This window comes from Neoroseomonas marina, from assembly GCF_012927745.1.
Classification (GTDB): domain Bacteria; phylum Pseudomonadota; class Alphaproteobacteria; order Acetobacterales; family Acetobacteraceae; genus Neoroseomonas; species Neoroseomonas marina.
Genome location: NZ_JABBKX010000003.1, coordinates 353,531 through 368,010, shown reverse-complemented (window position 1 = coordinate 368,010; position 14,480 = coordinate 353,531). Strand labels below are relative to the sequence as shown.

Genomic DNA, 14,480 nt, shown 5'->3' with positions numbered 1-14,480 from the left:
GCGCCCGCCATGCGCGCTGAAGCCGAATCCCTGAACGAGCAGATCACCGCCTCGGTGTCCCTGCTGAGGAGGCATCTTTGACTGGGATGCCGCCGTCCGCCGCCTCGAAGAGCTGAACGCTCGCGCCGAGGACCCCACGCTCTGGAACGATGCGGCCGAAGCCGGCCGCGTGATGCGGGAGCGCGGCCGTCTCGCCGGCCAGGTCGAGGGCGTGCAGAAGCTGGAGCGCGACGTCGCCGATGCGCTCGGCCTCATTGAACTCGCCGAGGCCGAGGGCGACGAGGACACGATCAAGGCCGCGCTCGCCGACCTCGAGGGACTCGCGGCCGAGGCGAAGCGGCTCGAGATCGAGAGCCTGCTCTCGGGCGAAGCGGATGCCAACGACGCCTATCTGGAGGTAAATGCCGGCGCCGGCGGCACCGAGGCCCAGGACTGGGCCGAGATGCTGCTGCGCATGTATGTGCGCTGGGCCGAGAAGCGCGGTTACAAGGTCAGCGTGACGGAACGCTCGGACGGCGAGCAGGCGGGCGTGAAGTCGGCCACGATCCAGGTCAGCGGTGCCAACGCCTATGGCTGGCTGAAGACCGAGACGGGCGTGCACCGCCTGGTACGCATCAGCCCCTTCGACGCGGCGGCGCGGCGGCAGACCTCCTTCGCCTCCGTCTATGTCTTCCCCGTGATCGACGACAAGATCGAGGTCGAGATCAATCCGGCCGACCTCAAGACCGACACCTTCCGCGCCTCGGGCGCCGGCGGCCAGCACGTCAACAAGACGGAATCGGGCGTCCGCTTCACCCATATCCCGACCGGGATCGTGGTGGCCTCGACCCAGGACCGCAGCCAGCATCGCAACCGCGCCATCGCGATGGAGATGCTGAAGGCCCGCCTGTACGAGCTGGAACTGCGCAAGCGCGAGGCGATCAGCGACGCGGTCGAGGCCGGCAAGACCGACATCGGCTGGGGCCACCAGATCCGCTCCTACGTGCTGCAGCCCTACCAGATGGTGAAGGACCTGCGGACCAGCGTGGAGAAGGGCAATCCCGATGCCGTGCTGGATGGCGACCTGGACGAGTTCATGGCCGCGGCGCTGGCCCAGCGCGTCGGGGCGACACGATCCGAGGCGAGCGCCGCCGCGCGTTGACACATGCCTGCGGTCGCGCCGACGAGCGTGAGCCGCCTGTCCTGAATGTCATGCAGAACCGAGGCTTCGCGCCGGCCTGGGTTGTCTTCCGCCGTTGACACCGTTCCGGTGCGGATGGATTTTCCAGCACGTGAAGCGGCCGGGAAGGCCGTCGTCCGAAGCGGGGGCAGAGTGGCAGACGAGACGGTCGAGGCGGCGCCGCCGGGCGGTGTCGCGCTCTCGCTCATGGCGCGGGGCGATGGATTCGTGGCGCTGCGCGCCGTGGTGTCCGAGCTCGCGCCGCCGGTCACGCTGCGCGCGATCCGCATGGCGGACGGCATCCTCCTCGCGCTTCGTGCCGCCGAAAACCCCGGTCTCGTCATGACCCCGCCCCTGACGGAAACAGCCGTGCCGCTGGAACGCGGCTTCGTCGACCGCCTGGCGGCGAAGGCAGGGCAGGTGGCGGCCAGCGCGGCGTCGCGTGCGATCGCCGCCATTGCCGCGCAGCCCGCGCTCAGCCTGCCCGAAGCGCAGGGGGCCGCGGCCGCCTTGCTGCAGGCTGCGCGCGAGTCGGTGCGTGCCGGACACGACCGCGAACCGGCCCGCATCGCCGCGGCTGCCGAGATCCACGCGGCGCTGTATTTCACGCTGCGCCACGCGCAGCAGCAGGGCCTCCTCGCTCCGGCGGCGGAGGAGAGCGCGTGACCATCGCCTTCCTCGGCCATTCCTATCACCAGCGCACGGCGTCCTCGGGCTTCATGCAGGACATCCTGCGCGAGGCCTATGGTGCGATGGATTGTTTCTTCGACGATAGCTGGGCGGGGGGCATCGCGCTCGACGTGCCGGGGATCGTCGCGCGGGGCTACGACCACATCCACATCTGGCAGATGGAAAGCCTCGCCGCCGCGGTCGCCGCGGCGGGGCCCTCGGTGCCGGTCACCTTCTATCCCATGCTCGATTCCGCTCGCATGGCGAAGGATGATTTCTGGCGCCGCGTCGCGGGGCACATGCGCATCGTCTGCTTCAGCCGCACGCTGCACCTGCAGATGCTGCGCCGCGGCCTCGAAAGCGCCTGCTTCGAATACATGCCCGACCCGGGGAGCCAGGTCCCGGTCGCTGACCCGGAGCCTGAATCGCTGTTCTTCTGGCAGCGGCGCCGCGACCTGGGCTGGCCCGAGGTGCGCCGGCTGCTGCCGCCGGGCTTCGCGGGCCGCGTCCACCTGCACATGCACCTCGACCCGACCTACGGCACGCCGGAACCGCCGCCGGCCGAGGAGATCGCGCGCTACCGCATCACCACCTCGACCTGGTTCGAGGACCGCGCGGAACTCGACGCGCTGACACGCGGCTTCGCCGGTTATGTCGCGCCCCGCCTGCATGAAGGGATCGGCATGTCCTTCCTCGAGGCCATGGCGCGCGGGCAATGCGTCATCGCCGCCGACAACCCGACGATGAACGAATACATCACCCATGGCGTGAACGGGTTGCTCTTCACACCGCGGGAACCCGCGCCGCTCGATCTCTCCCGCATGGCCGAGATCGGGCGCCGCGCCCGCCAAGGCATCGAGGCGGGCTTCGAACGGTGGGAGCGCGATCGCCGCGGCCGGCTGCTCGACTACATCGACGCGCCGCGCGGCGCCGACACGGCGCTGCTGCGCGAGGCGTCGCTCGCGATGATCGCATGACGCAGCCGATGCGCCGACCGCTGGTGACCGTCGCGGTGGTCACGCTGAACGCCGCGGCGGAGCTGCCGGGCACGCTGCGCTCCATCGCGCGGCAGACCTGGCAGGAGAAGGAGGTCCTCGTCGTCGACGGCGGATCGACCGACGGCACCATCGCGATCCTGCGCGACCCGGCCTCGGGCGTGACGCGGTGGGAGAGCGGCAAGGACCGCGGCCCCTACGACGCCATGAACAAGGCGGCCGCACTCGCCTCGGGCGAGTGGATCATCTTCATGAATGCGGGCGACTGGTTCGCCGACCCGCAGGCGATCGAGCACGCGCTGCGCGATGTCCCGCCGGATGCGGATTTCGTGATCGGCCATCACCTGTATCGCCTGCTCGACGGGTCGATGGTGCTGCACAAGGCGGCGGATTTCGAGGAGACCTGGTCGCGGCTGCGCGCGAGCGACTTCTCCTTCCGCTGGCTGAGCGGCATTCCCTGCCACCAGGCGACTTTCACCCGCACGGCGCTGCTGCTCGAGAACCCCTACGACATCGGCTTCCGCATCGCGGCCGACCACGACCTGATGTTCCGCATGCGCGCGGCGGGCGCGCGCTTCCACCACGGCAACACGGTTGTCGCCGTCTACACCCAGGGCGGGATGTCGACGAACCAGGAGGCTCTGTGCTTCCACGAGTGGTGGCGGATCGGCTGCACCTTCGGCAAGCCGGCGCTGTCGACCCGCTTCTTCCAGGAGAACTTCCGCCCCGGCGTGACCGAGCATCCGCGCCGCGTCGCCGAGGTGACGGCGCAGGTGCGCGCCTCGGGCCTGTTCTTCGAGGATTGGTACCGCGCCCTGCACCCGCGGGAACGCCTGGTCGATCCCGTCGAGCACTACATGTATGTCGGCTGGAAGCACGGCTTCGCGCCAAACCCCTTCTTCGACCCGGCCTTCTACGTCGCGCGCCATGCCGATGCGCGCGCGGCCGGCGGCAACCCCTTCGAGCACTATCTCAATGTCGGCCGCGCCGAGAACCGCCTGACCTTCGACTGGGCCGATGCGAGCCGGCCGCTCGCCGCGCTGCGCAGCGTGTTCGATCCGCAGCGCGAGGGGCTCGAGGTGCTGATCCGCCGCATCGCGGAGATGCCGTCCGATCAGCTCGCGCGGCTGCTGGCACCCTTCGCGCCGCCCCCGCCGCCGCCGGTGGCGGACGAGAACGCGCCGCCGGCCGATGGCAGCTGGTCGCTGGTCGGCGGGGCGAGCGAGCATTCCGAGGGGCCCTATCCGCAGCTTGGGCTCGACGCGCCCTTCCGCTGGTCGATCGGCGCGGTGACGACGCTGCGGGTGTTCAGCGCCGAAGCGGGTCGCCGTCGCCTGCGGCTCATCGTGCGCAACGCGCTCGGCGGCCAGCGCCTGGGGATCGGTGGCGAGGGCGTGACGCCGCGCGATGTCCCTCTGCCGCTCGCCGATATCTCGGTGCCGGTTCCGGTCGAGGTGACGCTGGACGGCCCGCCCGGCTATCGCGACATCGAGATCCGCCCCTCGCGGCAGTCCCAGCCCGATGGCGTCGGCCGACACCTGACCTTCATCCTCGAATCCGTGCAGTTGGAGGAGGCCGAGACGGCCCGCCCGGCCCCGCTGCTCGGCGACATCGCCGCGCCGATGCCGGCACCGATCGAGGCCGCCTTGCTGAAGCGGCAGGATGCCGAGACCGTGCTGTGGGAAATGTCGGACGGCATTGGCGCGTTGGAAGGCCCCGCGCCGGAGATCGGCCTGCCGCATCATTTCCGCTGGATCACGGCGCGGCGGTGCCGGCTGCTCCTCGATGCGCCCGCCGCGCGCCACGCCACGCTGCGCCTGGATTATCGCTGCCCGATCGCGGGCCAGCGCGCCATTCTCCGGGTCAACGACGACCCCGCGCAGTTCCTGCGCCTGGACAGCGGCGCGCTGACCGAACGCTTCCGGCTGGAGATCCCGGTGCGGCTGAAGCCCGGCCGCAGCGCAGTGGAGTTCATGCTGAGCGAAACGACCCGGGAGGTCGCGGGCGAACGCGACCTCGCGCTGCTGATCGAGGATCTCGCGATCGTCTGAGATGCCGGGCACGAAGGCATCGCCTTCGCGCCCCTCGGACGACAGGCCGCGAGCTCACCGCATCGCCGCCTTCAGCACGTCCCCCACCTCATCGAGGATCGCGGGGTCGTCGATGGTCGGCGGCACCACGTAGTCGTCCCCGTCTGCGATCTTGCGCAGCGTTGCGCGCAGGATCTTGCCCGATCGCGTCTTGGGCAGGCGGGCGACGACGCGGGCATCCTTGAAGGCGGCGACCGGTCCGATCTGGTCGCGCACCATGGCGATCAGTTCCTTCGAGATCGCCGCCTCGCCCTTCGCGACGCCGGACTTCAGCACGACCAGGCCGAGCGGCACCTGGCCCTTCAGCGTATCGCGCACGCCGACCACGGCGCATTCGGCGACGTCGGGATGGGAGGCCAGCACCTCCTCCATCGCGCCGGTCGACAGGCGATGGCCGGCGACGTTGATGATGTCGTCGGTGCGGCTCATCACCCAGACATAGCCGTCCTCATCGACCATCCCGGCATCGGCGGTCGAGTAGTAGCCGGGGAAGGCCGAGAGATAGGCCTCGCGGAAGCGGTCGTCGGCATTGAACAGTGTCGGCAGGCAGGACGGCGGCAGCGGCAGCCGAACCGCCAGGCTGCCGATCTGCCCGCGCGGGACCTCCTGATGTGCCTCGTCCAGCACGACCACGTCGTAGCCGGGCGCGGGCTTGCCGCCCGACCCCGCGCGCGTCGGGAACAGGCCGAGACCGCGGAAATTGCCGGTGATGGTCCAGCCCGTCTCGGTCTGCCACCAATGGTCGACCACGGGCTTGGCGAGCAGGCGCTCGGACCAGGTGATGGTGTCGGGGTCGCAGCGCTCGCCGGCGAGGTAGAGAGCTTCCATGCGCGACAGGTCGTAGCGCTTCAGGAAGGCTCCGTCCGGGTCCTCCTTCTTGATGGCGCGGATCGCGGTCGGCGCGGTGAAGAGCACCTTCACCCGGTGCTGCTCGCACACCCGCCAGAAGGTGCCGGCATCGGGCGTGCCGACGGGCTTGCCCTCGAACAGGACGGTGGTGCAGCCGGCCAGAAGCGGGGCGTAGACGATGTAGGAATGCCCCACGACCCAGCCCACGTCGGAGGCCGCCCAGAACACGTCGCCGGGCCCCACGCCGTAGACCATGGACATGGAGTTGTGCAGCGCGACCGCGTGCCCGCCATTGTCGCGCAGGATGCCCTTGGGCGCGCCCGTCGTGCCCGAGGTGTAGAGGATGTAGAGCGGGTCGGTGCTCTCGACCGGCACGCAAGCGTGCGGCGTGGCGGCGGCCTCGGCGGCGAGCAGGTCCTCGTCGCGGCCGGGCGTCAGTTCGCAGGGTGCGGCCTCGCGCTGCAGGATCAGCATGCTGGAGGGCTTGTGCGGCGACAGCCCGATCGCGGCGTCGAGCAGCGGCTTGTACTTCACGACCCGTCCGGGCTCGAGTCCGCAGGAGGCCGAGACGATCGCCTTCGGCTTGGCATCCGCGATGCGCGCGGCGAGCTCGGCCGCCGCGAAGCCGCCGAACACCACCGAATGCACCGCGCCCAGCCGGGCGCAGGCGAGCATCGCCATCGCCGCCTCCGGCACCATCGGCATGTAGATGACGACGCGATCGCCCTTGCCGACGCCGCGCGCGGCGAGCGCGCCGGCGATCTTCGCGACGCGCTGTTGCAACTCGGCGTAGGTCGTGGTCTCGATCCGGCCCGTCATCGGGCTGTCCCAGATGATGGCGGCCTGCGTCCCACGCCCGGCCGCGACGTGACGGTCGACCGCATTGAAGCAGGTGTTCAGCCGCCCGCCTGGAAACCAGCGACCGTACACGCCGAGCGCGCCGTCGAAGGCCGCTTCCGGCGGCGCATCCCAGGTGATCCCCTTCGCCGCCTCGGCCCACCAGCCGGCCGGATCGCGCCGCCAGGCCGCATAGGTGTCGTCATAGGAGCGGGCGCTGCCGGCCATGGGTGAATCCTCCGTGCTTGCCGGCAGAGTCCTCCGGCCGGCGGGGGCCATGCAAGGCCCCGTCGCGCCCGCGCAACCTTGCGGCAGATCAAGATTCGGCCGGCTTGCGCCGTCTATGGCTCCCGCGCGGCTGTGACCGGGACAGGCGCCGACCAACAGGAAGGCGAGGCCATGACCGACGACGTGCATCTCAGGGTGCTGCGAAGCCCACAGTTCCAGGAGCTCGTCCGCCGAAGAGCGGGGTTCGCCTGGACGCTCTCGATCATCATGCTGGTGATCTATTTCGGCTTCATCGCCCTCGTGGCCTTCGCCAAGCCGCTGCTTGCGACCAAGGTCGGCGGCGGCGTCACCTCGCTCGGCATCGTGCTCGGCCTCGTCGTGATCGTCTCGGCCTTCCTGCTGACCGGCATCTATGTCCGCCGCGCCAACGGCGAGTTCGACGAGATGACCGACAGCCTGAAGAAGGAGGTGTTGTGATGAAGCGCTTCCTCTGGGTGGCTGCGCTCGCCGCCACCGTCGGCGCCGCGGCGCATATCGGCATCGCCCAGGCCGCCGGCGCGCTGGAAGGGCAGGTGGATCGCCAGGCCCTGAACTGGCCGGCCATCATCATGTTCTTCGCCTTCGTGCTCGGCACGCTCGGCATCACCTACCGCGCGGCGATGCAGACGCGCTCGGCCGCGGATTTCTACGCCGCCGGCGGCGGCATCACCGGATTCCAGAACGGCCTCGCCATCGCCGGCGACTACATGTCGGCGGCTTCCTTCCTGGGTATCTCGGGCCTGGTCTTCGCCTCCGGCTTCGACGGGCTGATCTATTCGATCGGCTTCCTGGTCGGCTGGCCGGTCATCCTGTTCCTGATCGCGGAGCGGCTGCGCAACCTCGGCAAGTTCACCTTCGCCGACGTCGCCTCCTTCCGGCTGGAGCCGACCTCGATCCGCATCCTGTCCGCGACCGGCACGCTGGTCGTCGTGGCCTTCTACCTGATCGCGCAGATGGTCGGCGCAGGGAAGCTGATCCAGCTGCTGTTCGGCCTCGAATACCTATACGCGGTGGTGATCGTCGGCATCCTGATGATCGTCTACGTCGCCTTCGGCGGCATGAAGGCGACGACCTGGGTGCAGATCATCAAGGCGTGCCTGCTGCTCGCCGGCGCCTCCTTCATGGCCTTCATGGTGATGCTCCGCTACGGCTTCAGCCCGGAGGCGATGTTCGCCGACGCGGTCCGCATCCATCCGCGCCACGACGCCATCATGGCGCCCGGCGCGCTGGTCTCGGATCCGGTTTCGGCCATCTCGCTCGGCCTCGCGCTGATGTTCGGCACGGCGGGACTGCCGCACATCCTGATGCGCTTCTTCACGGTGTCGAACGCGCAGGCGGCGCGGAAGTCGGTGTTCTACGCGACCGGCTTCATCGCCTACTTCTACATCCTGACCTTCATCATCGGCTTCGGCGCCATCACCTTCCTGATGACGGACGACAGCTTCTACGCGGCCGGCGCCGGCGGCGTGATCAACCGCATCTCCGGGTTGCTCGGCGGCACCAACATGGCCGCGGTGCACCTCGCGAACGCGGTGGGCGGGTCGCTCTTCCTCGGCTTCATCTCGGCGGTGGCCTTCGCGACCATCCTCGCGGTGGTGGCAGGCCTGACGCTGGCCGGTGCCTCGGCCGTCTCGCACGACCTTTATGCCGAGGTCATCGCGCGCGGCCAGGCCAATGAGCAGAAGGAAGTGCGCATCTCGAAGATCACCGCGGTGGTGATCGGCATCGTCGCCATCATCCTCGGCTACGTGTTCGAGAACCAGAACGTCGCCTTCATGGTGGGCCTGGCCTTCGCGGTCGCGGCGTCCTGCAACTTCCCGGTCCTGCTGATGTCGGTGTTCTGGAAGGGCACCACGACGCGCGGTTCGCTGATCGGCGGCTTTCTCGGCCTGATCAGCGCCGTCGTGATGGTGGTGCTGTCCAAGGCGGTCTGGGTGCAGACCCTCGGCTTCCCGAAGGAGCTCTTCCCCTACGACAACCCCGCCATCTTCTCGATGGCGATCGCCTTCGCCGGCATCTGGCTGTTCTCGAAGATGGACAGCAGCGCGCAGGCGAAGTCCGAGCAGGCCGGCTTCGACGCCCAGTATGTGCGATCGGAGACCGGGATCGGCGCCGCCTCGGCGCATATCCACTGAGCCACGAGCGGCGCGGTCCCGCGCGGGGCCGCGCCGCACGCCGCCATGTCGTCCGGCTTCGACGCCCAGAACCCGCCCTTCGATCGCCTCGCCCAGCAGGAGGTCGAGGAGCTCCGCGCCGCGACCGACATCGGCTATTTCCGGCCGGGCGAAACCATCGTCGCGCGCGGCCGACCCTCCGACTTCCTGCACGTGGTGATCAAGGGTGCGGTCGAGGCGCGCGACGGCGAGGCGCTGCAGGGCGTCCTGGGCCCCCGCGATTCCTTCGACAGCCGCGCCCTGGTGCATGGCGCGGCGGGCGAGGACTTCGTCGCGGCGGAGGAGACGCTCTGCTTCCTCATCCCCCGCGCGACGGTGCTCGCGCTGATCGCGCGCAACGCGGCCTTCGCGGCCTTCTTCTACGCCGACGTTTCCCGCAAGCTCGAAGCCTTCTCCGAGGCCCGCAAGGCCGAGGGCGGCATGGAGAGCGTGCTGCGCGCCCGCGTGCGCGAGGCGATGCACGGCCGCGCCGTCTTCATCGAAGGTTCCGCGACCATCGAGCAGGCGGGCCAGGCCATGCGCGACGCCAACACCAACGCCGCCTTCGTCCGCGATCGGGAACGGACCGGCGTGGTGACGGGCATGAACCTCGCCAAGGCGGTGGTCCTGCAGCGGCTGCCGCTGGACACGCCGGTCCGGGAGATCACGCATTTCGACGTCGTCGCGGTGGATGAGGACGATTTCCTCTTCGAGGCGCTGCTGTCGATGACGCGGCACGGCAAGCGGCGGCTCGCGGTGCGTTCGGGCGGCGCCTTCGCCGGCTTCCTCGAGGATATCGACCTTCTCGGCCGCTTCGCGGGCAATTCGCAGCTCATCCCCGGTCGCATCGACCGGGCGCGGGATGTCGAGGAGCTCGCCGTCGCGGCGCATGAGATCCAGGACCAGGTCGAGCGCCTGCACCGCCAGGGCATGAAGGTGGAGGTGATCGCGGAGATCACCTCGGATCTCAATCGCCGGCTCTTCGTGCGGCTGTTCGAGCTCGTCGCGCCGGCCTCCATCCGCGAACAGGGCTGCCTGATGCTGATGGGCAGCGAGGGTCGGGGGGAGCAGACCGTCCGTACCGACCAGGACAATGGGCTGTTGCTCGCTGGGCCTGTACCCGAGGCCGATCTGGCGGCCTTCCGGGAAGCCTTCTCCGGCGCGCTGGACGGCTTCGGCTTCCCGCCCTGTCCCGGCAACGTCATGGTGCGCAACCCGCTCTGGTCCCAGCCGGCCGAGGGCATGGTGCGCCAGCTGCGCGCCTGGGTGATGGAGCGCACGCCGGACGCGGCGATGAACATCGCCATCTTCCTGGACGGCGTGGCACTCACCGGCCGGACCGCGCTGCTCGCCGAGACCAAGGCCGCGCTGTTCGACATGATGCGCGGCGAGGCCGTGCTGCTCGGCCGTTTCGCGCATCTGATCGAGAGCTTCGCCACACCCTCGATCGGCGTGCTCGGCACGCTGATGGCGAGCGTCGGGGTCACCGACGACGCCATCGACATCAAGAAGGCCGGCATCTTCCCGATCGTGCACGGCGTGCGGACCATGGCGCTGGAGAAGGGCATCACCGAGACCTCGACGGCCGAACGCATGGCCGCGCTGGTCCGCGCCGGCAGCTTCGACGGCGAGTTCGGCCGCGACATCATCAGCGCGCACCGCGTCTTCATGGGATATCGCCTCGCCTCGCAGCTCGATGCGGTGCGGCGCGGGTCGGTGGAGGGGGAATCGCTGCTGCGCCCGAGCCGCATGACCGCGGTGGACCGCGACATCCTGCGCGACAGCCTGCGCGTGGTGCGGCAGTTCCGCGACGTGATCGCGACCCGCTTCCGTACCGCGGCCTTCTGACCGTGATCGAGGCCGTCAAACGGCTGTTCTGGCGGGCCTCGCTGGCCGACCACGGCTACCTCTTCCTGTTCGACCCGCCGCCGGCGGGGGAGGTGGTCTCCCTCGATTGCGAGACCACGGGCCTCGACACGGCGACGGACGAGATCCTCGCCATCGCCGCGGTGCCGGTGGTCAACGGCCGCATCCAGACGAGCCGCCGCTTCGAGGCCTTCGTGAAGCCGGACCGCGCGCCGACCGCCGACAGCATCAAGGTCCACCGCCTGCGCGCCCGCGACCTCGAGGCCGCGCGGCCCATGCGGGAGGTGCTGCCCGAATTGCTGCGCTTCATCGGGTCGCGTCCGCTGCTCGGCTACTACATCGACTTCGACGTGCGGATGCTCGACCGCTACGCGAAGGAACTGCTGCAGGTCCACCTGCCGAACAAGCGGATCGAGGTCTCTTCGCTCTACTACGACCGGAAGTATGGAAAGGCGCCGCCGGGCACGACGATCGACCTGCGCTTCGCCTCGATGCTGGAGGACCTCGGCATCCCGCAGCTCGAGCAGCACATCGCGGTCAATGACGCGGTGATGGCGGCGATGGCCTGGCTGCAACTGACCGACCTGGTGGAACGCGGCCAGCGCCTGAAGCGGGAACGCCGGCGGGACGCGACGGCCGCGCCGCTCGGCGCCTGAAAGCGGAAACGGCGCCCGGGTTGCCCCGGACGCCGTCCCGAATCCGCCTGGCGCGTGGCGCGTCAGGGCTTGGCGCTGTCGCCCGCGTAGATGTCGCGGTCCTTGGTCTCCGGCACGAAGATCAGGCCGATCACCACCGTCATCAGGGCGATCGAGATCGGGTACCAGAGGCCGAAATAGACGTCTCCGGTCTGCGCGATCATGGCGAAGGAGGTCGCCGGCAACAGGCCGCCGAACCAGCCGTTGCCGATGTGGTAGGGCAGCGACATCGAGGTGTAGCGGATGCGTGTGGGGAAGAGTTCCACCAGCGCCGCCGCGATCGGCCCGTAGACCATCGTCACGTAGATGACGAGCAGCGTCAGGATGCCGATCAGCACCAGCTGCTGCTCGCCGAAGATGTCGAACGGGCTGTTCATCTTCACGACGGACGGGTTCGACGCCGCCGGGTAGCCCGCCGCTGTCAGCGCGGCGGTCAGGTCGCGCCCGAAGGTCGGCGTGTTGGCGCGCAGGATCTCCCCGCCCTGGATGCGCACGCCGGCGACAGTGCCGGACGGGGCCGCCTCGACTCGGTAGTTGACCGAGGCGCGCGCGAGGGCGGCCTTGGCGACGTCACAGGGCTGGGTGAAGGACGCCGTGCCCGTCGGGTTGAACTGGAAGGAGCACGAGGCCGGATCGGCGACCACATGCACCTCGATGGTGGCATGGGCCCGCGCCAGGGCCGGGTTCGCTTCCGCGCTCAGCAGCTTGAACAGCGGGAAGTAGGTGAGGGCGGCGATGAGGCAGCCGCCGAGGATGATCGGCTTGCGGCCGATCTTGTCCGACAGCCAGCCGAAGAAGACGAAGCCGCCCGAGCCCAGAAGCAGCGACCAGGCGATCAGCATGTTCGTGGTGAAGGGATCGACCTTCAGCACCTGGCCGAGGAAGAACAGGGCGTAGAACTGGCCCGTGTACCAGACCACCGCCTGGCCGGCGACGAGGCCGAGCAGGGCGAAGAGCGCGATCTTGGCGTTCTTCCACTCGAAGAAGGCCTCGGAGATCGGCGCCTTGGAATGCGTCCCTTCGGCCTTCATGCGCTGGAAGGCGGGGCTTTCCTCCATCTGCAGTCGGATCCAGACCGAGATGGCGAGCAGCGCGATGGACAGCAGGAACGGCACGCGCCAGCCCCAGGCCCGGAAGTTGTCGGCGCCGACGATCTGCTGGGTGAACAGGATCACGAGCAGCGACAGGAACAGGCCTGCCGTCGCCGTGATCTGGATGAAGGATGTGTAGAAGCCCCGTCGTCCATGGGGCGCGTGCTCGGCGACGTAGGTCGCGGCACCGCCGTATTCGCCGCCGAGGGCGAGGCCCTGCAGCAGGCGCAGGATGATCAGGATGATCGGTGCCGCGAGGCCGATCTGGTCCGAGGTGGGCAGGATGCCGACCACGAAGGTCGAGGTGCCCATGATGAGGATGGTGACGAGGAAGGTATACTTGCGGCCGACCATGTCCCCGAGGCGGCCGAAGACCAGCGCGCCGAATGGACGCACCAGGAAGCCCGCGGCGAAGGCCAGCAGGGCGAAGATGTTCCGCGTCGTTTCGGGGAATTGCGAGAAGAAGTTGGCGCCGATGACTGCGGCGAGCGAGCCGTACAGGTAAAAGTCGTACCATTCGAAGACGGTGCCGAGGGACGAAGCGAGGATGACCTTTCGCTCCTCCTTCGTCATGGGCCTGTTGGCCTGCGCGGCCCCGTATGCCGAGGTCGAAGCGGAACTCATGCGGTTGTCTCCCCCAGGGCCGGAACGTCCGGCCCCCCGTTGTTTTGCTTCCTGACATGCAGAGTCGCCGGGCGACCCAGAACCGCAGGTTAGAAATGTGAGGTGGCGGAAGGATATCCAAAAAATCAACTGGGCTTCATGAAGGCGGGGCGTGGACGGACGGCGCAATCCCAGGCGCGATCGCGAGTCGCACGATCGCGGCCGGCATCCGCCGCGACGAAACCGTTTTCGAAATCACAAAGACGTTATAAATATTAAGAAATTTTTAACTGAAAACGCAAGAAGCGAGGGGCGCCGCGGACCGCCGCCCCCGGCGGCGCGGCGACCTACTTCGTGACGAAGGCCTTCTCGACGACGTAGGTGCCCGGAGAGTTGTTAGACCCCTCGACGAAGCCGCGGCCTTCCAGCAGCGCCTTGCAGTCCCGGTTCATCGCTTCCGACCCGCACAGCATCACCCGGTCATGCGCCGGGTCGAGCGCCGGCAGGCCGAGATCGGCGAAGATGCGCCCGCTCTCGATCAGGTCGGTGATGCGGCCCTGGGTGCGGAAGGGCTCCCGCGTGACCGAGGGGTAGTAGAGCAGCTTCCCGGCGACGATCTCGCCGAGGAATTCGTGCGCCGGCAGGTCGCGCTCGAACAGCTCGCGGTGGGCGAGCTCGGCCACCTGGCGGACGGTGTGGGCGACCACGACCTTCTCGTAACGCTCGTAGACATCCGGTTCGCGCGCCAGGCTCAGATAGGGGGCGAGGCCGGTGCCGGTCGCGAGCAGCCACAGCGTCCGTCCGGGCAGCAGATTGTCGGTCACCAGCGTGCCGGTCGGCTTCTTCCCGATCAGCACCGTATCGCCGACCTGCACATGCTGCAGGCGGGAGGTCAGCGGCCCGTCCTGGACCTTGATGGACAGGAACTCGAGTTCCTCGTCCCAGGTCGGGCTCGCCACGGAATAGGCGCGCACCAGCGGTTTGCCGTTCACCATCAGCCCGATCATCGCGAACTCGCCGGCGCGGAAGCGGAAGGCCGCGTCGCGCGTGCAGCGGAAGGAGAACAGCCGGTCGGTCCAATGATGCACCCAGGTCACGCGCTCGCCGAAATAGGCGGCCGGAATGACGGGGGCAGGGGCGGCGGGAGCGTCGTTCATGGCGGATGTCTTGTGCTGCGCTGCGACAACGGGTGCAACAGGGAAACGA

11 protein-coding genes are annotated in these 14,480 nt (G+C 69.0%); 8 read left to right on the top strand and 3 right to left on the bottom strand.

The genetic code is table 11. The features are described from left to right. Nucleotides 1–9 precede the first annotated feature (9 nt). The 4 genes from prfB to GWK16_RS11845 all read left to right on the top strand — a co-directional run bounded on the left by prfB (nt 10) and on the right by GWK16_RS11845 (nt 4,874). A protein-coding gene (gene prfB, locus GWK16_RS11860) for a peptide chain release factor 2 (RefSeq protein WP_170054168.1) occupies nt 10–1,141 on the top strand; the annotation gives its coding sequence in 2 pieces (ribosomal slippage) (nt 10–78 and nt 80–1,141; 1,131 coding nt in all). A gap of 171 nt (nt 1,142–1,312) precedes the next feature. Further along, on the top strand, nt 1,313–1,825 hold the full coding sequence (locus GWK16_RS11855) for a hypothetical protein (protein ID WP_170054167.1): 513 nt from the start codon (nt 1,313–1,315) through the stop codon (nt 1,823–1,825). Beyond that, a complete protein-coding gene (locus tag GWK16_RS25725) occupies nt 1,822–2,805 on the top strand; it encodes a glycosyltransferase (protein WP_170054166.1) in 984 nt (327 codons plus the stop codon). Before GWK16_RS11855 ends, GWK16_RS25725 begins: the two co-directional genes overlap by 4 nt. Before the next feature lie 8 nt (nt 2,806–2,813). Next, the gene (locus GWK16_RS11845; RefSeq protein ID WP_170054165.1) at nt 2,814–4,874 is read left to right on the top strand and encodes a glycosyltransferase family 2 protein; all 2,061 of its coding nucleotides are present in this window, start codon (nt 2,814–2,816) and stop codon (nt 4,872–4,874) included. A 54-nt stretch (nt 4,875–4,928) separates the two neighbouring features. On the opposite strand, the gene GWK16_RS11840 is transcribed toward GWK16_RS11845, so the two are convergent. Then, a complete protein-coding gene (locus tag GWK16_RS11840) occupies nt 4,929–6,827 on the bottom strand; it encodes an AMP-binding protein (RefSeq protein WP_170054164.1) in 1,899 nt (632 codons plus the stop codon). Between the two features lie 171 nt (nt 6,828–6,998). Here GWK16_RS11840 and GWK16_RS11835 point away from each other — a divergent pair, with 171 nt between their 5' ends. The 4 genes from GWK16_RS11835 to GWK16_RS11820 are packed head-to-tail and all read left to right on the top strand — an operon-like array spanning nt 6,999 to nt 11,541. Further along, entirely contained in the window at nt 6,999–7,304 is a 306-nt protein-coding gene (locus tag GWK16_RS11835; protein WP_170054163.1) for a DUF485 domain-containing protein, read from the top strand. Beyond that, the gene (locus tag GWK16_RS11830) at nt 7,304–9,001 is read left to right on the top strand and encodes a cation acetate symporter (RefSeq protein WP_170054162.1); all 1,698 of its coding nucleotides are present in this window, start codon (nt 7,304–7,306) and stop codon (nt 8,999–9,001) included. Before GWK16_RS11835 ends, GWK16_RS11830 begins: the two co-directional genes overlap by 1 nt. A 45-nt stretch (nt 9,002–9,046) precedes the next feature. After that, nucleotides 9,047–10,867 carry a DUF294 nucleotidyltransferase-like domain-containing protein gene (locus GWK16_RS11825; RefSeq protein WP_170054161.1) on the top strand — a complete coding sequence of 607 codons (1,821 nt, stop codon included), beginning with the start codon at nt 9,047–9,049 and terminating at the stop codon, nt 10,865–10,867. A gap of 2 nt (nt 10,868–10,869) precedes the next feature. Continuing rightward, on the top strand, nt 10,870–11,541 hold the full coding sequence (locus tag GWK16_RS11820; RefSeq protein ID WP_170054160.1) for a 3'-5' exonuclease: 672 nt from the start codon (nt 10,870–10,872) through the stop codon (nt 11,539–11,541). A gap of 62 nt (nt 11,542–11,603) precedes the next feature. Here the strand turns inward: GWK16_RS11820 and GWK16_RS11815 are convergent, their stop codons facing one another. Beyond that, nucleotides 11,604–13,244 carry an MFS transporter gene (locus tag GWK16_RS11815; protein WP_170054159.1) on the bottom strand — a complete coding sequence of 547 codons (1,641 nt, stop codon included), beginning with the start codon at nt 13,242–13,244 and terminating at the stop codon, nt 11,604–11,606. A 377-nt stretch (nt 13,245–13,621) separates the two neighbouring features. Continuing rightward, nucleotides 13,622–14,431, bottom strand: coding sequence for a ferredoxin--NADP reductase (locus tag GWK16_RS11810; protein WP_170054158.1), 810 nt, complete (start codon nt 14,429–14,431; stop codon nt 13,622–13,624). Nucleotides 14,432–14,480 lie beyond the last annotated feature (49 nt).

What these genes read in the sequence shown, in the direction of transcription:
- GWK16_RS11845 (WP_170054165.1), top strand. Translation starts at nt 2,814, where the DNA reads ATGCGCCGACCGCTGGTGACCGTCGCGGTGGTCACGCTGAACGCCGCG.
- GWK16_RS11840 (WP_170054164.1), bottom strand. Translation starts at nt 6,827, where the DNA reads ATGGCCGGCAGCGCCCGCTCCTATGACGACACCTATGCGGCCTGGCGG.
- GWK16_RS11835 (WP_170054163.1), top strand. Translation starts at nt 6,999, where the DNA reads ATGACCGACGACGTGCATCTCAGGGTGCTGCGAAGCCCACAGTTCCAG.
- GWK16_RS11830 (WP_170054162.1), top strand. Translation starts at nt 7,304, where the DNA reads ATGAAGCGCTTCCTCTGGGTGGCTGCGCTCGCCGCCACCGTCGGCGCC.
- GWK16_RS11825 (WP_170054161.1), top strand. Translation starts at nt 9,047, where the DNA reads ATGTCGTCCGGCTTCGACGCCCAGAACCCGCCCTTCGATCGCCTCGCC.
- GWK16_RS11815 (WP_170054159.1), bottom strand. Translation starts at nt 13,244, where the DNA reads ATGACGAAGGAGGAGCGAAAGGTCATCCTCGCTTCGTCCCTCGGCACC.
- GWK16_RS11810 (WP_170054158.1), bottom strand. Translation starts at nt 14,431, where the DNA reads ATGAACGACGCTCCCGCCGCCCCTGCCCCCGTCATTCCGGCCGCCTAT.